The sequence below is a fragment of the Companilactobacillus farciminis KCTC 3681 = DSM 20184 genome (assembly GCF_002706745.1).
Lineage (GTDB): Bacteria > Bacillota > Bacilli > Lactobacillales > Lactobacillaceae > Companilactobacillus > Companilactobacillus farciminis.
Genome location: NZ_CP017702.1, coordinates 2,158,497 through 2,181,724, shown reverse-complemented (window position 1 = coordinate 2,181,724; position 23,228 = coordinate 2,158,497). Strand labels below are relative to the sequence as shown.

Here is a 23,228-nt window from a genome sequence, read left to right as displayed (position 1 = left end):
ACGATTGATTTCGTGAAGGTTTTTTATTTACGCTTTTTTGAATTACCAGTTAACAAATAATTGATACCTGGAATCCAATTTAAAATCCAAATAATAATAATCGATAGTACTAACACGACAACGTATCTCAAGAAAGTAGCAGCTAATCCATGAATAGCAACGTGATTCATAAACCAAGGTTCAATGAAAAGAATCAATAAATTGTGAATCAAGTAAACTCCAAATACTAATGGTGATAAGAATTCAAAAGTTTTGATCGTAGTGTTAGATTTTATCTTGCTGCCCCATTTTTGTAACAGGATGAAGGCAGCAACTGACATGATAGGGATATAGATCGAAGTAACATAATAGCCATTGCTGCTATCAAAAATTCTAGGCACAGCTTCGGAAATGAAATTACCACCGAAACCAGCAATTAGGAAAATAATCAGCAAAATCAAATTGTTAGTTTTTTCAACATTCAACTTAGTTAGTAGATATCCCAAAATGAAGTATCCAGTGAAACCTCCAACTAAGAAGAAATTAGCTACTGGTGATAGAGTGAGAATCTTCGTATAATCCTTAGGCAACATAACCGCTAGGGATGGTAAAAGTGAACAAGTCACTAACCAAATTCCAGTAACGTAAATCAGCATCTCATTTGAAGCGTGTTCGACGAAAGTTCTGATTACTGGAGAAAGAATATAAATTCCAACTAAAGGATACATGAACCAAAGAGTTGGAGAAGTTGGTTGGTAAAGAATAGTTTTAACCGAACTAATCACATTGGTAAGTGACAACGAATGAGCATAAATCCCAACCACAATCGGTGAAATGACCGACCACATGATAAATGGAATAGCTACATGCGGAATCCTTTTTTTCCAAGTGTAGCTTAAAGAAGTAGTTTTTTTGCTGTTGAGCAAGAGTGAACCAGAAATCATAAAGAAGACCGGCACACTAATGTGAGCAAAGTAATTTAAAATTTTAGTGATCTGCCACTGTCCACTGCCGACATTCAAAGTAGTGTCGATAGCAGAGACGTGGATAAAAACCACTAAGAAAATAGCGATAACACGGATAAAATCTAGATAAAAAATCCGATGATTCTTATTCATAAAAAAAAGTCCCTCCAAATGCAGGTTTTATTTAGAGTTTTGTCGTCCGTTTGACCCTGACTAGGCAGTGCTTTTTTCTCTTATTTTATTCAAATAATTGAGATAAAAGATACCGATATTCAATCAAATTAAATTTAAGACTATCAAGAAATAGAAATGAAAACTAGTCGGGAGCAAAATCTCTGTGGTGGCTCAGCCGCCAAATTATTCTTAGCGATTTATCGCTTAGAATAAGACCGAGCTTGGAAACAATACGCTTTTGGTCCATGTATTGGTTTCAAGTCGTGTCGGCAGCGTTCCAGCCAACCACAGAGATTTTGTGGACGACGGCAATTTAGCGTCAAACCCAAATACTCTACTAATAATAGTTGAAAACAGGAAGAAAATGAAGTATTGGCGTATGATATAATGACAAAGTAAAATTATTGATTGGAAGAAGTTATTATGCGAGTAGGAGAATCTCCAGGAACAGATTTTGTCAGATATTTAATATGGATAGCATTTTCCATCGTAACATTGATGTTGAAAAATAATGCGGCAAATAGCAAAGGATTGGATATGCCAATCGTAATAGCCTTTTTTGTCGTTGGATTAATTACGCTATTTTTAATGATTAGAAAATATATTCGAGAAGAAAAATCATTTTCCGATACGGCTGATGGTTTCGTGTATTCGTTATTATCTAATGCTGGATTAGTCAGCTTAATGATAATTTTGGTTTGTTTGATGCGAATCATGGTCAGTTACTTACAAATTACCGGGAAGTTGCCTAAATTTGCTAACGATGACATTTCCAGTGCTGAACAAAGCGTCTTTGTCTTTAATATGGTCGCAAATGTTTTCGTCGTGGCGGTTCAACAACAGTTAGTACAAACTGGATTTTTCTTCAATTATTTCTTTAGAAAGAGTTCAGCTTACAGTGCCATCATGGGAATTTTGTTGAGTGGAATCATTGCTGGTTTGATTAGCTTGCCAGGCTCATTATTGCAATTCTTTATGATGATGGCTCTAGGTTGGTGCTATGCTTTGACATACTTATATACTAAGGATGAAAAAATAGCTATCTTTGTAGCTATGGTTAGTGCAGCCGTAGGAACAATTATTATTTAAATACCGATCAAGTCTAATGTCGTGGTTTATAACTATGGCGTTAGGCTTTTTTTGATGACAAAAGTATCGTATAAGTTGATAAAAGCTATTTGAAGTTAACTAAGTATCGCTATACTAAACATAATCAACCTCATATAATTATTACAAGAGGTGATGATATGAAGTTGGATATGAGTAAAGTAATTTTACAAAAACGCAAAGAAAAACAAATCACGCAGCAGCAATTGGCTGATTTTATTGGTGTATCGAAGGCTTCTGTTTCCAAATGGGAAAATGGTCAGACGTATCCCGATATAACGTTGTTGCCCTTATTAGCGAGCTATTTCGATATTACGGTCGATCAATTATTGAGTTATAGCAATAATTTATCTGCTGAACAAATTAGAAAGATTTATCAGTCCTTGGCTAATTCTTTTAAAGATAATTCACCTGAAAAAGTCTATAAATCATTTGAAGAAATCATTCATCGTTATTATTCATGTGCCCCGTTGATTTTGGAAATGGGACAGTTTTTAGTCAATCACGGCGACTTATTTCCTGGCGATGATAAGAAAGATAAGGCTGAGAAATATTTAACTGAGGCCCAAGGCCTTTTTCAACGTGTTTTTGAAATATCTAATGATCCAGAACTGTTGGCAAAGGCTAAAAACTTCTCGGCTTATTGCTCATTGGTTCTACAAAAACCAGATGAAGTTTTGCACAAATTAGGTCAGTATGTACCCGAATATTATCCAGTAGAAAGCTTGATAGCGTGGGCTTATCAACTAAAAGGTGAAAATGACAAAGCTGTAGCGACCACACAGAGTGCTCTATTTCAATATATTGCCGTTATGATGAGTCAATTAACGAATTATTTGCAGTTGATCGTCAGCCAACCACAAAAATTTTTAGCTACTTATCAACGTGGAAAACAAATAATCGTGGCCTTTTCTGTCAAAAAACTAAATCCAACTATCGTAATTAACTTTTTAACTTCGGCAGCGTTTGGTTTTGCTCAAACTAAAAATGACGAGATGGTCAAGCAGTGTTTGTCTGAATACGTTGATTTGTTAGAAGATGTTAAGTTTCCACTCAAGCAGCATGGAGACCAGTTCTTTGATCAAATAGATGATTGGTTAGCACAAACCGATTTAGGCGACGTTTTACCTAGAAGCGACCAACAATTAAAAACTGATTTTGTAACGATAATTACCCAAAATCCAACTTTTATGTCATATCAGAACAATGAAGAATTTAAAGAGATATTTGAACGTTTAGAAAGAATAAAGGAGAACTTGAATGAATAATCCAGATATTTTTTTCAATAATTTACCACTATTTATCCCACTGATAATCTTGGAATTAATTTTAGATATTGTGGCTTTAGTGCATATTTTCAAGCATCAGAAATACCGTTTCGGCAACAGAATTTTGTGGATAGTCCTAGTCTTACTGTTTCAACCAATCGGTGCCGTCGTTTACTTGTTAGTTGGCAGGGAGAACGAATAATGTCAATTTTGGAATTGCACAACGTTAAAAAAAGCTTTGGCGATAAAGAGATTATTAAAGAATTAGATTTTTCCGTTCCAGAAGGCTCAATTTTTGGCTTTGTGGGTGAAAATGGTGCTGGTAAAACTACTACGATGAGAATGATTTTAGGATTGGAAACTATCGATTCGGGGTATATCAAGGTCAATAACAAAAAAGTTCATTATGGTAATTCACTTGCTAATAGAGTGATTGGTTACTTGCCAGATGTTCCTGAATATTACGATTATATGAATCCAAGCGAATATTTGACGCTCTGTGGAAATTTGACTGGTGTTCCTAAAAAAGAACTATCAAATCGTATTACGCAACTTTTAAAAACAGTTGACTTGCCAATCAATAAGAAAAGAATCAGCGGTTTTTCTCGAGGAATGAAACAACGTTTAGGAATTGCTCAAGCTTTATTGAATCACCCTAAACTGTTAATTTGCGATGAACCAACTTCAGCTCTTGATCCGATTGGTCGGAGTGAATTTTTGGACTTGTTGGCAAGTTTACGAGGTGAAATGACGATTATTTTTTCAACTCATATTTTGAGCGATGTTGAAAGAATCAGTGACCGCGTGGGGATACTCGACGATGGAATTCTAAAAGTAAACGACACGCTTGATAATCTTAAAAATGATTATTCTAAACCTCAAATAGTCTTGGATTTTGACTCGGAAAATACCGCTAAAAAAGCCAACGTTTTATTGAACCAACAAGCATATCAAGATAACTCGCAATTGATTATCGATTATCGAGACTCATATCAAGAGAGTGCAAAGTCCATTTTGGAAAAACTGTTAAAATCTGGCTTAATACCGATTTCTCTGAACAGGCAACTCACTAGTTTTGAAGATATCTTCACGGAGGTGACACAATGAAGATATGGATCTTTATGCGCAAAGAATTGTTGGAATCGTGGCGCAACTACCATCTTCTAATTATTGCCGCAATCTTTATCGTATTTGGAATTGAGGGACCACTGATGGCCAAATTAACGCCAGATCTTTTAAAGATGGCTTCAACTAGTCAGATGACTATCAAAATGCCTGATCCTACTAGTGTTGAAGCGTGGCAACAGTATTTTAAAAACATGACGCAAATTGGAATTTTTATTTTGGCGGTTATTTTTAGTGGGACTATCAGTAACGAAATATCTAAAGGCACTCTGGTCAATCTAGTGACGAAGGGGTTACCACGCTATGCCGTGGTTATTGCCAAGTACGTTGTTGCTATGTTGCAGTGGTGTCTAGCCGTGATCATTGCATTTTTGATCAATTGGGCTTATACGGCATACTATTTCCCAGATGACAAAAGTCCTAATATTTGGACCGGGATGTGGCCTTTATTAGTCTTTGGCTTATTATTCGTTGCCGTGGTGATTTTTGGCTCAACGTTAAGCAAAAGTAATTACGTTGGATTTTTGATGTCAGTAATTTTGTTTATTAGTTTGATGCTAGTGAATATGTTTGAAAAATTGCAGAAGTATAATCCGATATCGTTAGTCAGCGATAATTTAGCTTTAGTCAAAGGTACCGAAAAAATATCTCACATTTATCCAGCCATCTGGATTAGCGTTGTTGCAGCAATAGTAATTTTGTCGATTTCAATCTTGATTTTAAATAAGAAAAAAATAGGCTGATGTTGTCACCGTTAAGCTTGAAAAAATGTTGTACAATGAAATACAAAATAATTAATGAAGGTGACAGCATGCAGGAATGGTTAGTTCGAGAAAATGTTAAATTGAAAATTGTTGATCCTAAAGATGCAGAGAGTCTTTATGAACAAATCGAGAAAACCAGGCCTCAATTAGCTAAGTTTATGCCTTGGGGTGAGTCGACCAAATCAGTTGCTGGCGAGCGAGCTTTTCTAGAATATTGTCAGGACCGCATGGCAGCAAAGAAATTGTGGAACGCTAGTATTTGGATCAATGGGCATCCAGTCGGCATGATAGATTTGCACAATATCGACCTTAATAATAAGCACGCTGAAGTTGGCTATTGGCTTGGAGGAGAATTCCAAGGTAACGGCGTTATGACTGATTGCCTGAAAAAGTTATTAGAAATTGGCTTCGATGAACTAGGTCTACACAAAATTAAACTTATGGCAGAAGAAGTTAATCTTGCTAGCAATGCAGTTGCCAAAAAAGTTGGCTTTCAACTTGAAGGAACTTTGAAAGATGAAATTTTTTCGGCTGGGAAATATCACGATGCATCGTTGTATGGATTAGTAAAATAGCCAGGGATGACAAAAACTCCAATGAGATACCCACGTAGGGATATTTCATTGGAGTTTTTAAATTATTGTTCAGAAATTAAATCTGAAGATTCATTACTTAACAATGGTGAGACTGTACCATCGATACACAAAGTCAAACTGTGCATAGCTCGAGTACAAATCGTGTATAAAACGTCGGTACTGCGACTGTCAGGATAATTTTTGGCTGAGATATCATGACCGATTACAGCGTCGAATTCTAATCCTTTAGCTAAGTAAATTGGCAAGACTAGAATTCCCTTTGGAATCGAACGAAAATCAGCATCGACTAAAGTGATGATTGATTCATCGCTGAAGTGAGTATAAATTTGTTCAGCTTGAGCTTGATTACGTGTCAAAATAGCGACTGTTTCGTATTTTTTATTGAGCTCTTTGGCGGTTTCCTTCAATCCTTGATAGTAATTGTCATCGTCAAAAACTTTAATGATTGGGTCTTCGCCTTGACGGGAGAAGGCTTTGATTTCTTCACCATTTGGTAAGAGCTTAGTGGCAAAGTTAGTGATTTCAGCAGTCGAACGATAACTTTGATTTAAGGTAATGGTGTTGATGCGCTTTTTACTGAATAATTCGTTAACTTCAGTGACGAGGTCCTTTTGACGATAAGAACTAGTCAAAACATCTTGAGCACGGTCGCCTAATAAAGTCATCTTGGCATTTGGAAAAGCGTGGGCAATGTATTTAAGCTGTGCCATCGTGTAATCTTGCACTTCATCGATGAAGATGTGTTGGATTGAATGATTGACGCCACCGTCAGTAACGATGTCACGTAAATAAAGAATAGCGATTGAATCACTGAGGTTTAATTTATGAGCTTCAATATTGTTGTCGATAGATTCAATCATTGTTTGCCAAACACTGTCGGATACTAAGCCTTGATCCATCTCGTTGAGCAAGAAAAGATATTCTTTGTAAGGGTTGAAGAAATAATTATTGATCAGAGCGTTGTAAATTGGTGCGTAGCGTTCCTTCAAAAATTCTTCAGCAATGATTTCACGTTGGTTAGTAGACTCTTCAATATTGTGGTCGGTGATGATTTGTTGGAAATCTTCATCAGATAAATTATCGATTTCAGCTTGAACCCAGTCGGCGTTACGATCCTCGTGAATTCGTCTTTGGAGACGTTTGATCAAGGCGTTTTTCGTCTTTAAAAAGCGGTCGGTAATGTGATAAGCATGATTGATAGAATCATAAATTTCAGCCATTTCTTCTTTAGTAAAGAAAGGTTTACCTTCAAAGATAATATCTTCAAAATGCAAAATATGCTCGGGATAATTTTCTTCAAGTTCAGCTAATTTATCTAAGAAGTCGCCACTTTCTTTATAGAGACGCATTTTAACTGTTGATTCAGGCAAATTGCGTTCGTCTTTTTCGTAACGTTCGAATAGGGTTTCTACTTGGACGCCGGTTAATCGTAAGGAAATGAATTCATTTAGAGTAACTTGACGCATGTTTCGTTCACCTAAACTTGGTAAAACTTCAGAAATATAATTACTGAATAGTTTATTAGGTGAGAACAAGACGATATTGTCAGCATTCATCGTTGAACGGCTGTGATAAAGCAAGTAGGCCACACGTTGCAAAATGGCGGAAGTTTTACCAGATCCAGCCACACCTTGAACTAACAAGACGTCAGAACGAGTGTCACGGATAATTACGTTTTGTTCGTGTTGAATTGTGGCAACGATGTTCTTTAGATATTCATCACTGTATTCGCTTAGGACTGATTGGAGAATCTCGTCGCCAACTGTCTCATTAGTATCGAACATATTGCGAATGTGGTTCTTCACAATTTGGAATTGACGTTTCTTTTTTAATTCAACTTCGGCTTTGCCATTAGGAGTTTGATAGTGAACTTTACCGAGCATCCCGTTGTAATAAATTCCAGAAATAGGGGCACGCCAGTCGTAGATTAAGAAATTACCATCATCGTCTTGTAAAGTAGAAGTACCGATATAAAGGGTATCTTCTTCACCATCTTCGACGATATCGATTCGTCCAAAATAAGGGGAACCTTGAAGGTTTTCTAGTTTAAGACGGTTGGCGTTTAAAATGTTTTCGTTTTCGACTGCCAAGGCAACCAATTGCTTTTGTTGTTGAACAGAAGCGTTAGTTTCCATTTGGTCATCGACTTCAAAAGTATTAACTTTGGTATTTTCACCGTAGTTACGATAAATACGATGTGTTTCTTGATGAGCTTGGGCAATGCTTTGGTCAACTCGTTTGATCTTGTTGTCGATTTTTTCAGCAACTGAATTGACTCTTTGTTGTTCTTCATCTTTTGATTGATTAATCGTCATTAAAATCCCTCTCACGTTGACAATTTGTCGATTTTTAATTATGCTAATAGCAATTAGAGTACATTAAAGCATAAGCATTTTTTAGTACTAATTCAAGTAAGTTGGTTCAGAGAATAACTTCACGGCTGCAAAAGTTATCGACCTTGAGTTAGGAAGTGGGTATGGTTAGTCACCTTATAACTTTGAGCGGTAGAGCAATCTACAAGACAGGTGGCACCACGCATTTGCGTCCTATTATTATAAAATAATAGGGCGCTTTTTTTATTGTGGAGAGCCATTATACCACCAGAAAAATCTTTGTGCATTAATTAATTCAGGAGGAAAACATGAAAACAAATACTATTTTAACTGGGGATCGTCCCACAGGAAAATTACACATTGGACATTATTTAGGTTCATTGAAAAACCGCGTTAAGCTCCAAAATGAAGGCAAGTACAAGATGTTTATCATGATTGCTGATATGCAAGCTTTGACTGATAACGCACGTGACCCTCAAAAGGTTCGTAACAGTTTGATTCAAGTTGCTTTGGATTATCTTTCAGTCGGAATCGATCCAGCTAAAACTAATATTTTGGTACAATCACAAATTCCTGCTTTGAATGAATTAACAATGTATTACTTGGATCTTGTTTCAGTTTCACGTTTGGAAAGAAATCCCACTGTTAAGTCAGAAATCAAACAAAAGAGTTTCGGCCAAAGTATTCCTGCCGGATTCTTAACTTATCCAGTCAGCCAAACTGCTGACATTACAGCTTTTAAGGCTGATACAGTTCCAGTAGGTGACGACCAAGAACCAATGATGGAACAAGCTCGTGAAATCGTTCGTACCTTCAACAATACTTACAATGTTGATACTTTGGTAGAACCAGAAGGTTACTTCCCACCTAAAGGTCAAGGACGTCTACCTGGTATCGATGGCAACGCTAAGATGAGTAAGTCATTAGGTAACTGTATTTATCTATCTGATTCAGCGGACGAAGTTACTAAGAAAGTCATGTCAATGTACACTGACCCAGATCACATCCACGTTGAAGATCCTGGTAAAATCGAAGGCAATACTGTCTTTACTTACCTCGATGCTTTTGGTACTGACACAGAAAAGATTGCTCAATTGAAGGAACAATATCAAGCAGGTGGTCTAGGTGATGTTAAAGTTAAACGTTATCTAAACGATGTCTTGCAAGAAATCCTTGAACCAATCCGCAACCGTCGTGCCGAATACGAAAAAGACATCCCTGGTGTTTACGATATTCTTAAAAAAGGTAGCGATAATGCCAATATTGTTGCTAACCAAACTTTATCTGAAGTTAGAAAAGCCATTGGCGTCAACTATTTCGACTAATTTCTGAAAAATAAAAACGTTTTTACTGAAAAATGCTATGCTTAACTCTTGATTTTATCAAGAGTCGGGTGTAGCATATTTTTTGTTCTAAAATATTAAAAGTTTTTTTTGAAAAAATGAGGTGACTTAATGGACGATTATAATTTGGTTGGATTCGTGATGCGATATTCGATGGTCAAGAAACGAATTGCTGCTAAGTATTTGAAAGAAGAGGATCTGAATACTTTTGAAAGTATCCTCTTGGGTATTGTTTATAAAAATCACCAGTGCAGCCAAGATAAAATCGGTGAAATCACATTATTCGACGGTGCTAGTATCGCCAGAGCCTTAAAAAAACTTGAGGATCGTGGCTTTGTCTCTCGACAGCCTGACCCCAATAATCGTCGTAAGAAACTCGTTACCATTACCGACGCAGGACAAAGGCTTTATGATGAAGTACGCAAAGCTTTTCATAAGGGTAATGATGCGATTTTTAAAGACATAACTTCTGAGGAACAAACACAACTAGAGAAAATTTTGATGAAAGTCTATAAGAATTTAGACGATATTAAAATCGAATCGAAATAAAATGGATTTTTCTTAAATAGGTTAGTGTTAAATTGCCGTCGTCCGTTTGGCTTTGTGGACGCTGGAACGTACTGGGCACAACTTGAAGCTAATTCCAAAACCGGGAATCATCTCCAAGATTGGCCTTTCACTAAACAAAATTTAGAAAGAACCAAAAAAAGAGAAGAGGATTTTGTTATTATGGCGAGCAATAAACCTATTGTAGACGCACATGGGAAGACTTTTAACCGTAACCTTTTGGTTTTAGTTCTTCTTGTGGGTACCTTCTGTACAGTTTTAAACGGTACAATTTTAACTACTGCTTTTCCAACTTTAATGAAAGAATTCAACGTTACAACTTCTGATGTTCAATGGTTGACGACTGGATTCTTGATGGTCAACGGGATCATGATTCCTGTTACCGCTTGGTTGAGTAATAATTTCAGTACAAAAATTTTATATATTATCGCAATGTCGACTTTCTTAGTCGGTACGATCATGGCCTTTGTGGCTCCAACTTTTTGGGTCATCTTGGCTGGTCGTTTGATTCAAGCTGTCGGTGTTGGTATTACCATGCCTTTGATGCAAGTGGTTATGCTATCGATATTCCCAGCTAATCAGCGTGGTGCTGCCATGGGACTAGGTGGCTTGGTAATTGGACTAGCTCCAGCTATTGGACCTACACTTTCAGGTTTCATTATTGATAACTTCAGTTGGAGAGCACTCTTCGGAATGATCATTCCAATCGTTATCTTAGTTTTGATCTTAGCATTTTTCTTCATGCGTCCTGTTATTCAAACGCATCGTACTAAATTGGATATTTTATCATTGATTGAATCAACCGTTGGTTTCGGAGCCATCCTTTATGGATTCTCGTCCGTTGGTGACGAAGGTTGGGGTTCAATGATCGTTATCGGTTCAATTGCAATCGGTATTATCTTTATTCTATTGTTCGGCTATCGTCAATTGCACATGGACAAGCCATTCTTGGAACTACGTGTTTTCAAAGAAAAGAAATTCGCCATCGCTGCCGCCTTGTCATCAGTTACTAACATGGCCATGGTCGGTGTTGAAATGGTTCTACCACTATACTTGCAAATCGTTAAAGGGATGTCAGCTTTCCATTCTGGATTGACTTTGCTTCCTGGTGCTTTGATGATTGGTGTTATGAGTCCTATCACTGGTAATGCCTTTGATAAGTATGGACCTAAGGATTTGGCTCGTATGGGAATGTTCTTGTTAACTGCCGGAACGATTCCATTCTTATTCTTGACTAAGAGTACTCCAGTGCTTGATATCGTAGTTCTTTACATGATTCGTATGTTTGGTATCTCAATGGTCTTGATGCCTGTTACAACTGATGGTATGAACGCCTTGCCATTCAACTTGATGAGTCACGGTACTGCCGTTAATAACACAGTTCGTCAAGTCTTTAGTTCTATGGGTACAGCTATTTTGATCAGTGTCTTGACTAACGTAACTAACAATCTAAAACCTGGTAAGTCACTCTTGTCAGCTGCACCACTTCAATATCAAGATAAGTTTTACGATGCTACTTTGAGTGGTTATCATGCCGCTTTTGCTGTAGCTATTGTCTTCTGTTTACTAGGCTTTATGATTACATTCATGGTTAAGAGCAGTTCTAAGTCAAAAGAAGTCGAACTAAATAAGACAGAATTGGCAGGTGAAGCATAATGGTTTTAATCTCAATTTTACTTTGCGCAGGTTTAGCTTATTTCTTCGCTGTCTTTTTAAAGAATAAAAAAGTAGGTTACAGTTTAGCCTTTACTTTTATCGGCTTGTTCATTATCGGATTGGTACTCTTGATCTCAAATGAATACGGTCACTTCGGAATGGAAAAGGTAACGACGGAAAAGACTTACCAAATCCAATCTGTCCAAAAAGGAACTAATTTGTTGCTTGAGAAAAAATTAGGTACTAATGGCAAAGAGAGCGTTTATGTTTATCGGACACCAGAAACTGCCAAAGCTAAAAAGCCTCAAACAACTAAGGTAAACTCACAAGTCAAAAATGTCGTTAAAACTGGCAACTACAAGAACGCCACAGTAACGAAGAAGACGACTCGCTGGGAATACAAGAACGGCTTCTATTCATTCTTATTTGGAATTTCTGACAACAATAAAGAATTCGTCAAACAAACTAATACCTTTAAGGTTGGCGATGATTGGTTAGTTTTGACAACAAAACAAGCTAAGCAATTACAAAAGAAGATGAATAGCAAAGCCTTCAAAGCTCAAATGAAACAAGAGGGCGAAGCTTTCGTTAAAGCAGAAGTTACTAAGGCAATGATGCAAAACCCATCAATGACAGCTGCTCAACAAAAGCAAGTCACTAAACAAGCTCAACAAGCATTTCAAGCTCAGGCTCAAGCTAAATTGATCCAAGAAATTAAAAATAAATAGTGAGTTTTTATTATTCACGTAAGTAGACAAAAAACACAAATTCTGTTGTAGAGTTTGTGTTTTTTTTGATGCAATATTTTAAAATTTTATTTCTATTAATACATATAATCAAAATATGAATAAATAATAAACTGTTTTCATAAATTTAATTCATAATTTCATATTGATTAATAATTGTAACTATTACATAATTATTCCTTGAAAGGGGAATGTTATGGGATTAAAGAGGAAAATGCTCTATGCCACGATTTTGGCCTCCAGCTGTTTACTTTCAACTACGATTGTCAAAGCTGACCAAGTCGATGCAAATCAAGGGCAAAATATTAGTCAAAACGTTACGAACCAACCTAACAGTTCAGAAAATAAGCCAGTTAATAACGCTTTAGACCAGACCGAGACACCAGACGCAACGACTCCAAAAGAAGCTCCAACGGTTCAAGATTCGAATCAAGATCAGAGTCAATCAAATAATCAAAGCAATGTTCAGAACAATGTTCAAACTACTCAGGCCAACAGCCAAATTGCTTCTGATAAACCAATTGATGGTGTCTATACGGTGAATAATAATGGATTTATTCCACTGTATTATATGGATGGATCACTGGAAACTAATCGTGTTTTAGCTGCTAACAGTGCTTGGTATACTGATACGTATCATACCTTAGATAACGGCAATAGTTATTATCGTGTCGCTACCAACGAATATGCCAGCGTTCATGACGGAACTTTTAAGTCATATGTGCAACCATATTCTGGTGACGCTACCGTCGTTTATCAAGCAGGTTCTAGTATTCATTCCTTCAAAGGATACGGCAATCGTGCTGTTTATGAAGGCAATGATTTAAGTACTGGTACGAGTTGGAAAGTAATTAATCACGCCAATATTGGTGGTAAAGAATGGTATCAGATAGGTTCTGACACTTGGGTTCCACAAGACTATGTCGTTATTAATAATGGCAATTATGAAAATGCAGCTTGGATTTCGGGGGTTCCTTTGATTGCTCAAAGACCAGAACTTCCTAATGGTTGTGAAATCACTGCCGTAACGATGATGTTGCAATACGCTGGTGCCAATGTCGATAAGATGCAAATGGCAAGAGAAATGCCACGTAGCAGTGATCCTAATTATGGCTACATTGGTCAACCTTGGGATGGAACGGGAATTACTATTTTCCCACCAGCCTTGATGCGTTTAGTCGAGAAATATGCCGGTACTGCTAAGAATTTGACTGGTCAAAACTTTGATGCAATCAAATATCAAATCAATATCGGACATCCAGTTGTTACTTGGAATACACTTTACGGATTTCCATATCACGCATTGGTAGTTACTGGTTATGACAGCAATAAAGTTTATTACAACGATTGCTGGACAGGTCAAACTTTGCAAATGGGAATCACTCAATTTATCAATAATTGGAACACACAAAATAGACGTGCAATAAGTTATTAGTTTTAACTTTTTCCTGTGACTTTGTACTCTCCCCGTACTAACTTCAACGAACGTCAAAGAGGAGATTTGATCTTCTTTACAGACCCATCAAGCGGTATGTTATGGCACGTTGGTATCTTATTGGATGCCTCAACAATGGTTGAATCATGGCCATATGCCGTTCAAATTCACTCAATCTACTCAGGTCGTGGAAACATTGCCGGAGTAAAACGTGTCTTTGCTTAATAATTGATATATTTAATAAACTTCATTGGGATTATCCTGATGAAGTTTTTTTCTACCAAAAAATTGGTAAAAGATGTTCCCTATGTATTAATTTTTTTGTAAGCTAATTGTTAGTAACTAGGAATTTTCTTAGGGATAATGTTATGAGAACAGAGGTGGGATTGTGGAAAAAATATTTCAAGTTAAGCATCTTTTTTATAAGGTGGATGAAACAACAATTTTAAAAGATATAAATTTAGAGATTCAAAAGGGAAAATACATCACAGTCGTTGGACCATCCGGTAGTGGAAAAAGTACGTTGATGCGTATTTTAGCCTCGATGATCAGCCCAACTTCTGGGGAAGTCATGTTTGACGGTAAATCTATTGAAACTTATGATCCAATTTCGTATCGTCAAAAGGTTTCCTACGCTTTTCAGCAGCCAACTTTATTTGGAAAAACAGTCAGAGAAAATTTGGAATTTCCATTTGAAGTGCGTAAAGAAACGGTGGATGAAGCAAAAATTATCGACTATTTGAAGATGGTCAACTTAGATGAGTCTTATATTGATAAGAGTGTCAATGACGTTTCCGGTGGTGAAAAACAACGAATCGCCTTGCTGCGTAATTTGCTTTTTCCACCAGAAGTGTTGATAACTGATGAAGTTACAGCTGGTTTAGATGCTGAAAATAAAGAAATTGTGCATAAGATGTTGAACCAATTCAATCAACGTGGTTTGACGATTTTACGCGTGACACATGATGAAACGGAAATAAGTGCTGCGACGGATAAAATCACGATTAGAAAAGGGGAACTAATAAATGACTAATTTAACAGTTTCTAATTCGACATTAGCTTTAGGCTTTGTCTTAGTTTTAGTAGCCTTGGTTATTGGTTACGTTGAAAAATTACGTATTAATAAAGATATTTTAATTGGTGTTGTACGAGCAATTATTCAATTATCGATCGTTGGATATATTTTGAAGTTCGTTATCAAAGCTGACGATATTTGGTTAACTGGCGCTTGCTTTGTCATTATCGTTATCAATGCTTCGTGGAATGCGGGTAAGCGTGGCAATGGAATTCCTAAGGCCTTTCAATCTTCATTATTGGCAATTTCAGTTGGGACAGTTATTACTTTAGGAACTTTGGTGTGGACAGGTTCTATCAAGTTTGTACCTGAACAAATCGTGCCAGTGACCGGAATGATTGCTAGTAACATCATGGTTGCTATTGGCCTTTGTTATCGTAATATGATGCAGACTTTTACCGATCGGCACCAACAAGTTTTGGAAAAGCTAGCTCTAGGAGCTGATATTAAAATGGCTTCTTTGGATATTTTACGAGACAGCATCAGAAGTGGTATGCAGCCAACAATTGATTCCATCAAGACATTAGGATTAGTTAGTTTGCCAGGGATGATGTCTGGCTTGATCTTTGCGGGTGTTGATCCAGTCAAAGCTATCAAGTATCAAATCATGGTAACTTTCATGCTCTTAGCCTCAACTGGTTTAGGATCAATTATTTCTTGTTATTTAGCTTATAAACAATTCTTTAATGAAAGAAAGCAATTGCGAAATGAATTAATTTCGTAAAAAAAACGTATATCATTTTCGATATACGTTTTTTTGATACTTAATTTACTTGTAAGTTAACGCTCCCCAAGCCATTGTCAAAATCAGCTCGCCAGGTTCCTTTAGTTAGTGATGGTGGTAGGACAAAGGTTCCAGAAGATACTCGCTGCCCCTTTAATAGTCGTTTTCCTTGAGAATCTAGCTTCTTTACTAACCATTGCAAAGACTTCAAAGGATTATCGAGAACTTCCGAAGATTTACCAGATTTTAAATTTTCTTGATCGTGAAAGAGGGTGGCAGAGACGTTTGCTAGAGCTTCGACTGACCCTAGGGTTTTGGTATCTTTTTCGTCTCCATAAACGACTAGTCCGCTGACAGCTTCATCTGACATGACCATGTATTTGGACAAGCTAGGAAACCAATTGCTGAAGCGAGAGTCGGGAACTTCCAAGGCTGGTGCCACAGTGGTTTTCTCCAGTAAGTCTTCTAGAGAATCTGTCGGCAAGAGGTCTTCTTTAGCTCGGAAGCACAATTCAACTTCTACTAGTGGCTCCATTAGGTTCTTCAGTGAAACCACGGCAGTGGATTTCAAGAAATTATTGGTCATCTCAGCCCCATACAAGGGTTCATTTGAATCAAACATGTCTTGAGTTTGTTTGCTAGTCAATGAGACTTTGTATCCGCCGACGGAATCATCTTTCAAATCGGTAAAGGCTTCTTGAACTTGATAGGCCGAATTCTCGTCAGTGACTAGATTAGTCCAGTCGTCTTCTAATAAAGGTTTTTTAGATTGCAGTGCTTCTGCTAATTCGTTTGCAAATTCCTTTTGGTCATAAGTTAAAGTAGTAGTTTGAGTTGTAGTTGTATTTTGTGTCATAGGTGGTTCCTCCATGAATTTTATTTTTTAATTTAATCTGAATCTGAGAATCGTTATTAATGCCACTAATATCACTTTCCATTTGGAACCACCTCACTTTTTTGAATTTTAATTTAACAAAAAACGCCCTCTGATGACTAGAACCATCAAAGGACGTTTACCGCGTGTTACCACCTTTTATTCGTAATATTATTACTAATATCACCTTGCACAAACTAATGAATAATTTGTCGGCACGTTAATGGGTGCAACCAGCGTTTTCTACTCGGATAAGCCTTTTGAATCGCAACTGACAGGTGATTGAATCGATTTTTTGATATTATCTCGCATCAACCGATAACTTTCTGAATCAAGTCGATCGACTCGTTTCCTGCTGAACGTTTTTTATTAAATTAATTGTTGCGAGTAATTTAAACCCATTTTAAAATAATGTCAACAGTTAAATTAAAAAAAGATTAAAATAATTTAATTTTAAAGCTTTCTGCAATTAAACCTACTATATGGACCAGTTTTTTTATATAATTGGTACAATGGGATGTGATGTAAATTTGAAGTTAGCAGTTATTGAAATTGGGTCTAACTCCATTAGAACATCAGTGTATAGATCTTCAAAAAAGAATCGTTTTAAAACTTTGGATCGTTGGCGTGAGCCTGTTAGACTTGGAAAATCGATCACACAGAGTCGACTTTTGACTAATGATCAGATTGAAGAAACAATTGATGTTTTAAAGAAATTTCAAGACCGAATTGAACGCTATCAAGTGGATAGAATAAGCTTGATTGCCACTGCCGCAGTAAGAATGGCTAAGAATCAGGAACAATTGATCTTCGCTGTTTTAAAAGAAACCGGATTACAATTAGATATCATCAATGAACAAGAAGAAGCTTATTATGATTACGTAGCAGTTAGAAGCACGATGCGTATTAAGGATGCTTTGATCGTTGATGTTGGTGGCGGTAGTAGTGAAATCAGTTTAGCCAAAAAAGGACGTCTAAAATATGGACTAAGTATTCCGATTGGCGCTATTTCAATTTCGGACTTGTATTTGGCAAGTGACCCAATAAAAACAGAACAATTAACAAAAGCAAGACAAGATATTAGTCGACGTTTAGAAGACTTGCATTGGATGAAAACTCCGGCCACTTTTGTTGGTCTTGGTGGAACTTTGCGAGCTGTCACTAGTATTTTGAACCGTGAAGGTAAAAATAAAAAGAACTTGCATAACTCAGTGATTTCATGTGAGCAGATCGATGCTCTCTTTGATAAATTGATACATACTTCTTTGGAAGAACGTAGTCAGATCAAGGAACTCAGCGATGGCAGATATGAAGTTATTTTGGGTGGGATTTTGATAATCTCAGAAATCCTAAAAAAGAGCCCCTCTAAGGAAATCCGTTTTTCGAATTTCGGCGTTAGAGAAGGCTACGTTTTTAATTACTTTCACAAGATGAATCTTCAAGAAAATTAATTATGCACGACTAGGAATGGTTTGTTGAGCACTAGCCACAATATGACCGTCCATTTTGTGTAGCAATTCATTCATCCAGAAACCATTTTCCAAATCAAGATTGTCGTCTAGAGCAAACACCTTGAGTACATAATCATGGGTTTGGTCTGGTGGATAAGGTCCGTTGTAACCCGTGGCCACATCTTTAGGACCATCGAGTAAGGGACTGGCAGAACTATTCTTACCTTGAACGACTGGAGCTGTAGCTATTTGACTGAAATCTTCAGTGATTTCTTGAGCAACAGGAATGTTGGCAGCAGTCCAGTGAATCCATTCAAAACCACAAACAGGAATTGAATCAGGATCAGTAAAAGTTAGAGCAATAGTTTTGGCATCTGCTGGTATGTCTGATAACTTAATTGGGAAACTGATAACCGGTTTCCCATTTTTTATTGCTTGAGGGTTCGCATATTTACCGTATTTGTCTGGTAATAAGTTATTTGGTAAATCAACTTTTATTTCCATGCAAAAATCTCCTTTATATGAGGTATCAATAATGAAACAAATAGATATTAATGAACTACCTGAGAATATTGTAAATCAGGTTAAAAAAATAGAGCAAGATTATAATAAAAAAATCGAAATCTTTTCTGATTATGCACAACAAGATTATTTAACTTTAGATCAAGCTAGTCATACAACAAAAGATGATACGATCAAAGTGGTTATTACTAATGAAAAGTATGCCGACTTCGTCTTATCGCATGAGTTGCACCATATTGAATTGGAATTGTCCGATGAACCAGAGATTGACTGCGCTGTTACTAGTGGTCAAAAAGATCGTGACGGTCAAGTTTTGATGGTTGCCAATTCAGTATTTGAAACTTTGGAACACGTCACTGTTTTGCAACGTCAAAAGGCTGATGGCACTTATACAGACGAAATCAAAGAGGAATTCCTTAAAGGTGTCGACATTGCTCTTCGTCCTAGAGTTTCAATGGACGTGGCTAATATGCGTTTTTATCGTACTTTAGTTTTGTTTGATGGAATCATCTTTAGTGAACACGAAAAGGACGCAGACTGGAAAGATAATTTTCCTAAATCATTCAAATATGCTAGTGAATTGGTAGAAATAGCTGAGCAAAATGATTTGTCAGTTCCTTTCCAATTCCGTCGTGCATTAGTTAACTGTTTGGATGCCTACAATGAAATTATTATTTCAAATGGCTATCAGGGACTACATTTCCATACCTTCTTGAATGTCACACCAATCATTTCTAAGCGTCAATTGCGCTTGTCACTCAATCAAGTTTATCAAATCAAGCACTCTGAATATAAAAACCGTGCTACTGGTCGAGATGGTTTTGTCTTGATTGCTATCAATGATGGTCAAGGCGTGGCAACATTGAATCTGGACCCAGACAAAGTAACACCTGAATTTTACAAAGCATTTTACCAATATACAGTTCAAGAAGTATTTGAAAAAGAGGGTATCAAATATTTAATTAGATAGAGGTAAAATTTATGACCGATAAAATCAAAGAGTTTAAAACGTTATTGAACCAAGCTAAATTCGTAACTTTTCTCACTGGTGCCGGAGTTTCTGTACCGTCAGGGATTCCTGATTATCGTTCAAAAAATGGGCTCTACAAACGGGAAAAATACAATTTCCCACCAGAATACATGTTGAGTCACGATAATCTGATCAAGCATCCAGATGTTTTTCATGATTTCGTAGTTCACAACATGTACTTCCCGGATGCTAAACCGAATATCATTCATCAAAAGATGGCTGAGATCAGTAATCAAAAGGGTGCCATCGTTACGCAAAATGTCGATAAATTGCATACAAAAGCCGGCGCAAAAAATGTCGTGGAATTTCATGGTAATTTATACGATAATATTCATTGCTTAACGTGTGGAAAACAATTTGATTATCATGATTACTTAAAAGATTTTAGACACCATGAAGATAATGGTATTATCCGTCCCGGAACGACGGTTTTATATGGCGAAAATATCAATCCCGACAACTTCCAAAACGCAGCTTTGATGGTTCAAAAGGCTGACTTGTTGGTAGTTGTTGGTACTAGTTTTAAGGTTTATCCCTTCGCGGGATTATTGGAATACAGTTCACCGGAAGCTAAGTTGGTTGTCATTAATAAAGAGGATTTAGATATCGATTCATCAATTCTGGCTATCGCTGACGATGCCACGAACGTTTTTTCACAAATTTAAAATAATGCTATACTTAATATCAATTTAGAAGCGGTGGAGGTTAATATATTGACTGAAGAAAGAAAAACTTTTTACATTACAACACCCATTTATTATCCATCTGGAAAATTAACAATTGGGAATTCATATACGACGATTGCAGCGGACACTCTAGCCCGTTACAAGCGTAATGAAGGCTATGATGTGTTCTTCTTAACAGGAACTGACGAACATGGTCTAAAAATCGAACAAAAGGCCGAAGAAAAGCACATGCAACCACAAGAATACGTGGACATGATGGCTAAAGGCATTAAAGAACTTTGGAAGAAACTAGATATTTCCAATGACAAATTTATCCGTACAACTGATGATTATCACGTTAAAGCGGTTCAAAAGATTATTGAACGTCTGATCAAACAAGGCGATATTTACTTAGGCGAATATGCTGGCTGGTATTCAGTTGACGATGAAGAATATTTCACTGAATCACAATTGGCTGAAGTTTACCGCGATAAAGATGGTAAAGTCACAGGTGGTAAAGCTCCTTCAGGACATGAAGTTCAATTAGTCAAAGAACCTTGTTATTTCTTCAGAATGAACAAGTATGCTGACCGCTTATTGCAATACTACAAAGACAATCCAACCTTCATCCAACCAGAAATTAGAAAAAATGAAATGATCAACAACTTTATCAAACCAGGTCTTGAAGACTTGGCTATTTCACGTACTAGTTTCAACTGGGGCGTTAAGATTCCAAGTAACCCTGAACACGTTGTTTACGTTTGGGTCGATGCTTTGTTGAACTATATTACAGCTCTAGGTTACGGTAGCGACGATGATTCTCTATTCAAGAGATACTGGCCTGCTAATGTCCAATTCGTTGGTAAAGAAATCGTTCGTTTCCATACAATTTACTGGCCAATTATTTTGATGGCACTAGATTTGCCACTTCCTAAGCAAGTCTTCGGTCATGGTTGGCTATTGATGAAAGACGGTAAGATGTCTAAGTCTAAAGGTAACGTTGTTTACCCAGAAATGTTAGTTTCAAGATACGGACTAGATTCATTACGTTATTACTTGATGCGTGCTATGCCATTTGGTAATGATGGTGTCTTCACTCCTGAAGATTATATTGACAAGATCAACTACGATTTGGCTAATGACCTTGGTAACTTGTTGAATAGAACTATTTCTATGATCAATAAGTACGACGACGGTAAAATCGTTACAACTACAGCTGTGACTGATTTGGATAAAGATTTAGAGAAGACTTATGCTGACACTTTGGCACAATATCGTGATCACATGAATAAGTTTGAATTCCCAGAAGCTCTAGCTAGCGTTTGGGCCTTTATCAGTCGTGCTAACAAGTATATCGATGAAACACAACCTTGGGTTCTTGCTAAAGATGATGCTAAGAAGGCTGAATTACAATCAGTTCTTGGACATTTAGCTGAATCATTACGCTTGATTGCTCTTCTAATCAGTCCTGTTATGACACAAGCCCCTGTAAAGATGTTTGCTCAATTAGGATTGGATTACGATAAAGATAAGTCACTTGAATTTGGTGAAACTGTCGTTGGTAAGACTGTTACTGCCAAACCAGAACCAATCTTCCCAAGACTTGATGCTAAAGAAGAAGTTGAATACATCAAAGGCAAAATGGCTGAAGAACAAGCTAAGCATGGTGCTGGTAAGTTGAGTAAGTCTGCTCAAGCTAAGGCTAAGGCGCAAAAAGAAGCTGACGATGGTTTCCCTAAGGAAATTGAATTCGACGACTTTGCCAAAGTTAAGATGGTCGTAACTGAAATTCTTGATGTTAAGCCAGTTGAAAACTCAAGTAAATTACTACAATTCAAACTAGATGATGGTTCTGGCGTTGATCGTCAAATCCTTTCAGGTATGCACAAATTCTATCCTAACTACAAAGAATTGATTGGTAAGAAGGTTCTAGCAGTTGTTAACCTCAAACCTCGTAAGATGGTTGGCGAATGGAGTAACGGAATGTTGCTTTCAACTGAAAAGGGCGACGAAGTTAAACTAGCTATCGTGGATAATTCACACAAAAATGGAGCTATTTTAGGTTAATGAAAATATTTGATACGCACACACATTTAAATGATCCAGCCTTTAGTGGCAATACCCAACAATACATTGATAATGCCAAAGAACTAGACGTTGACGAAATGGCGATTATTGGTTCTAACGAAGAGTTCAATATTGAAGCCATTCGTCTAGCTCAAAATTATCAACCATTGCACGCGGTTGTCGGCTGGCATCCTGAATTTGCTAAAGAATACAATGAAGAACAACTTGTCAATCAAATCAAGCTTCCCGAAGTAGTGGGAATTGGTGAAATTGGCTTGGATTATCATTGGGAAGAAGACCCAGAACCAAAGATTCAACAAAAGGTCTTGATTCAACAATTGGATGTGGCTCAACAATACAATATGCCAGTTTCAATTCACTGTCGTGATGCCTTTGATGATATGTATCAGATCTTAAAGAATCATGATATGTCAAAATCAGGTATCATCATGCACAGTTTCAATGGGGATGTTGAGTGGCTCAATAAGTTCTTGGATTTAGGACTTTGGATTTCATATAGTGGTGTCGTTTCATTCAAGAATGCTCCTGAAGTTCACGAGTCAGCCAAAGAGACACCGTTGGACAGATTGCTAGTTGAAACAGATGCACCATATTTAACGCCAGAACCTTATCGTGGTCACACTAACCAACCAGCATACACACGTTACGTAGTTGATGCGATTGCAAAATACAAAGGTATTACACCTGATGAAGTGGCTGAACATACTTTTAACAATGCCCACCAAGTGTATAATCTATAAT

General features: G+C 36.9%; 23 protein-coding genes. 19 read left to right on the top strand and 4 right to left on the bottom strand.

Annotated elements, in window-relative coordinates; all coding sequences use genetic code 11:
* Window positions 1-23 precede the first annotated feature (23 nt).
* Window positions 24-1,097, bottom strand: coding sequence for an acyltransferase (locus tag LF20184_RS10825; RefSeq protein ID WP_010018430.1), 1,074 nt, complete (start codon window positions 1,095-1,097; stop codon window positions 24-26).
* A 444-nt stretch (window positions 1,098-1,541) separates the two neighbouring features.
* On the opposite strand from LF20184_RS10825, the gene LF20184_RS10820 reads away from it, so the two are divergent.
* From LF20184_RS10820 to LF20184_RS10795, 6 genes are all read left to right on the top strand, one after another.
* A complete protein-coding gene (locus LF20184_RS10820; RefSeq protein WP_010018431.1) occupies window positions 1,542-2,207 on the top strand; it encodes a CPBP family glutamic-type intramembrane protease in 666 nt (221 codons plus the stop codon).
* 158 nt (window positions 2,208-2,365) lie between these two features.
* Window positions 2,366-3,493 carry a helix-turn-helix domain-containing protein gene (locus LF20184_RS10815; protein ID WP_010018432.1) on the top strand — a complete coding sequence of 376 codons (1,128 nt, stop codon included), beginning with the start codon at window positions 2,366-2,368 and terminating at the stop codon, window positions 3,491-3,493.
* Window positions 3,486-3,695 carry a PLD nuclease N-terminal domain-containing protein gene (locus LF20184_RS10810; RefSeq protein WP_010018433.1) on the top strand — a complete coding sequence of 70 codons (210 nt, stop codon included), beginning with the start codon at window positions 3,486-3,488 and terminating at the stop codon, window positions 3,693-3,695. Before LF20184_RS10815 ends, LF20184_RS10810 begins: the two co-directional genes overlap by 8 nt.
* Entirely contained in the window at window positions 3,695-4,600 is a 906-nt protein-coding gene (locus LF20184_RS10805) for an ABC transporter ATP-binding protein (protein ID WP_010018434.1), read from the top strand. The genes LF20184_RS10810 and LF20184_RS10805 overlap by 1 nt, the downstream gene beginning before the upstream one ends.
* The gene (locus LF20184_RS10800) at window positions 4,597-5,361 is read left to right on the top strand and encodes an ABC transporter permease (RefSeq protein WP_010018435.1); all 765 of its coding nucleotides are present in this window, start codon (window positions 4,597-4,599) and stop codon (window positions 5,359-5,361) included. The genes LF20184_RS10805 and LF20184_RS10800 overlap by 4 nt, the downstream gene beginning before the upstream one ends.
* Before the next feature lie 35 nt (window positions 5,362-5,396).
* Window positions 5,397-5,957, top strand: a complete 561-nt coding sequence (locus LF20184_RS10795) for a GNAT family N-acetyltransferase (protein WP_157769894.1) — start codon at window positions 5,397-5,399, stop codon at window positions 5,955-5,957.
* Between the two features lie 62 nt (window positions 5,958-6,019).
* On the opposite strand, the gene helD is transcribed toward LF20184_RS10795, so the two are convergent.
* Window positions 6,020-8,293 (bottom strand): RNA polymerase recycling motor HelD, encoded by a 2,274-nt coding sequence (gene helD, locus LF20184_RS10790; protein WP_010018438.1) that lies wholly within the window; start codon window positions 8,291-8,293, stop codon window positions 6,020-6,022.
* Between the two features lie 326 nt (window positions 8,294-8,619).
* On the opposite strand from helD, the gene trpS reads away from it, so the two are divergent.
* From trpS to LF20184_RS10750, 8 genes are all read left to right on the top strand, one after another.
* Window positions 8,620-9,636, top strand: coding sequence for a tryptophan--tRNA ligase (trpS, locus tag LF20184_RS10785; protein ID WP_010018440.1), 1,017 nt, complete (start codon window positions 8,620-8,622; stop codon window positions 9,634-9,636).
* Window positions 9,637-9,765: 129 nt separating this feature from the next.
* Window positions 9,766-10,203, top strand: coding sequence for a MarR family winged helix-turn-helix transcriptional regulator (locus LF20184_RS10780; protein WP_010018441.1), 438 nt, complete (start codon window positions 9,766-9,768; stop codon window positions 10,201-10,203).
* Between the two features lie 180 nt (window positions 10,204-10,383).
* A complete protein-coding gene (locus LF20184_RS10775; protein ID WP_010018442.1) occupies window positions 10,384-11,877 on the top strand; it encodes an MDR family MFS transporter in 1,494 nt (497 codons plus the stop codon).
* Complete coding sequence (locus tag LF20184_RS10770; RefSeq protein ID WP_010018443.1) at window positions 11,877-12,605, top strand: DUF4811 domain-containing protein; 729 nt, start codon at window positions 11,877-11,879, stop codon at window positions 12,603-12,605. The genes LF20184_RS10775 and LF20184_RS10770 overlap by 1 nt, the downstream gene beginning before the upstream one ends.
* Window positions 12,606-12,819: 214 nt before the next feature.
* Window positions 12,820-14,058 (top strand): C39 family peptidase, encoded by a 1,239-nt coding sequence (locus LF20184_RS10765; RefSeq protein ID WP_010018444.1) that lies wholly within the window; start codon window positions 12,820-12,822, stop codon window positions 14,056-14,058.
* A 21-nt stretch (window positions 14,059-14,079) separates the two neighbouring features.
* Window positions 14,080-14,283 carry an NlpC/P60 family protein gene (locus LF20184_RS10760; protein WP_157769893.1) on the top strand — a complete coding sequence of 68 codons (204 nt, stop codon included), beginning with the start codon at window positions 14,080-14,082 and terminating at the stop codon, window positions 14,281-14,283.
* 163 nt (window positions 14,284-14,446) lie between these two features.
* Complete coding sequence (locus LF20184_RS10755) at window positions 14,447-15,091, top strand: ABC transporter ATP-binding protein (protein WP_010018447.1); 645 nt, start codon at window positions 14,447-14,449, stop codon at window positions 15,089-15,091.
* Entirely contained in the window at window positions 15,084-15,857 is a 774-nt protein-coding gene (locus LF20184_RS10750) for an ABC transporter permease (protein ID WP_010018449.1), read from the top strand. Before LF20184_RS10755 ends, LF20184_RS10750 begins: the two co-directional genes overlap by 8 nt.
* Before the next feature lie 40 nt (window positions 15,858-15,897).
* Here LF20184_RS10750 and LF20184_RS10745 read toward each other — a convergent pair whose 3' ends face one another.
* On the bottom strand, window positions 15,898-16,713 hold the full coding sequence (locus LF20184_RS10745) for a 2-keto-4-pentenoate hydratase (protein ID WP_010018451.1): 816 nt from the start codon (window positions 16,711-16,713) through the stop codon (window positions 15,898-15,900).
* Between the two features lie 548 nt (window positions 16,714-17,261).
* Between LF20184_RS10745 and LF20184_RS10740 the strand changes: the two genes are divergently transcribed.
* Window positions 17,262-18,182 (top strand): Ppx/GppA phosphatase family protein, encoded by a 921-nt coding sequence (locus LF20184_RS10740; protein ID WP_010018452.1) that lies wholly within the window; start codon window positions 17,262-17,264, stop codon window positions 18,180-18,182.
* On the opposite strand, the gene LF20184_RS10735 is transcribed toward LF20184_RS10740, so the two are convergent.
* The gene (locus LF20184_RS10735; RefSeq protein ID WP_010018453.1) at window positions 18,183-18,686 is read right to left on the bottom strand and encodes a YbhB/YbcL family Raf kinase inhibitor-like protein; all 504 of its coding nucleotides are present in this window, start codon (window positions 18,684-18,686) and stop codon (window positions 18,183-18,185) included.
* A 31-nt stretch (window positions 18,687-18,717) separates the two neighbouring features.
* On the opposite strand from LF20184_RS10735, the gene LF20184_RS10730 reads away from it, so the two are divergent.
* Genes LF20184_RS10730 through LF20184_RS10715 form a run of 4 tightly spaced genes read left to right on the top strand, consistent with a single transcriptional unit; the run spans window position 18,718 to window position 23,227 of the window.
* Window positions 18,718-19,674, top strand: coding sequence for an HELLH-NELLK family protein (locus LF20184_RS10730; protein WP_010018454.1), 957 nt, complete (start codon window positions 18,718-18,720; stop codon window positions 19,672-19,674).
* 23 nt (window positions 19,675-19,697) lie between these two features.
* Complete coding sequence (locus tag LF20184_RS10725; RefSeq protein ID WP_029606442.1) at window positions 19,698-20,399, top strand: NAD-dependent protein deacylase; 702 nt, start codon at window positions 19,698-19,700, stop codon at window positions 20,397-20,399.
* A 48-nt stretch (window positions 20,400-20,447) separates the two neighbouring features.
* On the top strand, window positions 20,448-22,466 hold the full coding sequence (gene metG, locus LF20184_RS10720; protein ID WP_010018456.1) for a methionine--tRNA ligase: 2,019 nt from the start codon (window positions 20,448-20,450) through the stop codon (window positions 22,464-22,466).
* The gene (locus LF20184_RS10715; RefSeq protein WP_010018457.1) at window positions 22,466-23,227 is read left to right on the top strand and encodes a TatD family hydrolase; all 762 of its coding nucleotides are present in this window, start codon (window positions 22,466-22,468) and stop codon (window positions 23,225-23,227) included. The genes metG and LF20184_RS10715 overlap by 1 nt, the downstream gene beginning before the upstream one ends.
* The last annotated feature ends 1 nt before the right edge of the window (window position 23,228 follow it).

What these genes read in the sequence shown, in the direction of transcription:
- LF20184_RS10780 (WP_010018441.1), top strand. Translation starts at nt 9,766, where the DNA reads ATGGACGATTATAATTTGGTTGGATTCGTGATGCGATATTCGATGGTC.
- LF20184_RS10730 (WP_010018454.1), top strand. Translation starts at nt 18,718, where the DNA reads ATGAAACAAATAGATATTAATGAACTACCTGAGAATATTGTAAATCAG.
- LF20184_RS10795 (WP_157769894.1), top strand. Translation starts at nt 5,397, where the DNA reads ATGAAATACAAAATAATTAATGAAGGTGACAGCATGCAGGAATGGTTA.
- LF20184_RS10810 (WP_010018433.1), top strand. Translation starts at nt 3,486, where the DNA reads ATGAATAATCCAGATATTTTTTTCAATAATTTACCACTATTTATCCCA.
- LF20184_RS10820 (WP_010018431.1), top strand. Translation starts at nt 1,542, where the DNA reads ATGCGAGTAGGAGAATCTCCAGGAACAGATTTTGTCAGATATTTAATA.
- LF20184_RS10715 (WP_010018457.1), top strand. Translation starts at nt 22,466, where the DNA reads ATGAAAATATTTGATACGCACACACATTTAAATGATCCAGCCTTTAGT.
- LF20184_RS10765 (WP_010018444.1), top strand. Translation starts at nt 12,820, where the DNA reads ATGGGATTAAAGAGGAAAATGCTCTATGCCACGATTTTGGCCTCCAGC.
- LF20184_RS10735 (WP_010018453.1), bottom strand. Translation starts at nt 18,686, where the DNA reads ATGGAAATAAAAGTTGATTTACCAAATAACTTATTACCAGACAAATAC.
- helD (WP_010018438.1), bottom strand. Translation starts at nt 8,293, where the DNA reads ATGACGATTAATCAATCAAAAGATGAAGAACAACAAAGAGTCAATTCA.
- LF20184_RS10775 (WP_010018442.1), top strand. Translation starts at nt 10,384, where the DNA reads ATGGCGAGCAATAAACCTATTGTAGACGCACATGGGAAGACTTTTAAC.
- trpS (WP_010018440.1), top strand. Translation starts at nt 8,620, where the DNA reads ATGAAAACAAATACTATTTTAACTGGGGATCGTCCCACAGGAAAATTA.
- LF20184_RS10750 (WP_010018449.1), top strand. Translation starts at nt 15,084, where the DNA reads ATGACTAATTTAACAGTTTCTAATTCGACATTAGCTTTAGGCTTTGTC.
- LF20184_RS10745 (WP_010018451.1), bottom strand. Translation starts at nt 16,713, where the DNA reads ATGACACAAAATACAACTACAACTCAAACTACTACTTTAACTTATGAC.
- LF20184_RS10800 (WP_010018435.1), top strand. Translation starts at nt 4,597, where the DNA reads ATGAAGATATGGATCTTTATGCGCAAAGAATTGTTGGAATCGTGGCGC.
- LF20184_RS10825 (WP_010018430.1), bottom strand. Translation starts at nt 1,097, where the DNA reads ATGAATAAGAATCATCGGATTTTTTATCTAGATTTTATCCGTGTTATC.
- LF20184_RS10770 (WP_010018443.1), top strand. Translation starts at nt 11,877, where the DNA reads ATGGTTTTAATCTCAATTTTACTTTGCGCAGGTTTAGCTTATTTCTTC.
- LF20184_RS10815 (WP_010018432.1), top strand. Translation starts at nt 2,366, where the DNA reads ATGAAGTTGGATATGAGTAAAGTAATTTTACAAAAACGCAAAGAAAAA.
- LF20184_RS10805 (WP_010018434.1), top strand. Translation starts at nt 3,695, where the DNA reads ATGTCAATTTTGGAATTGCACAACGTTAAAAAAAGCTTTGGCGATAAA.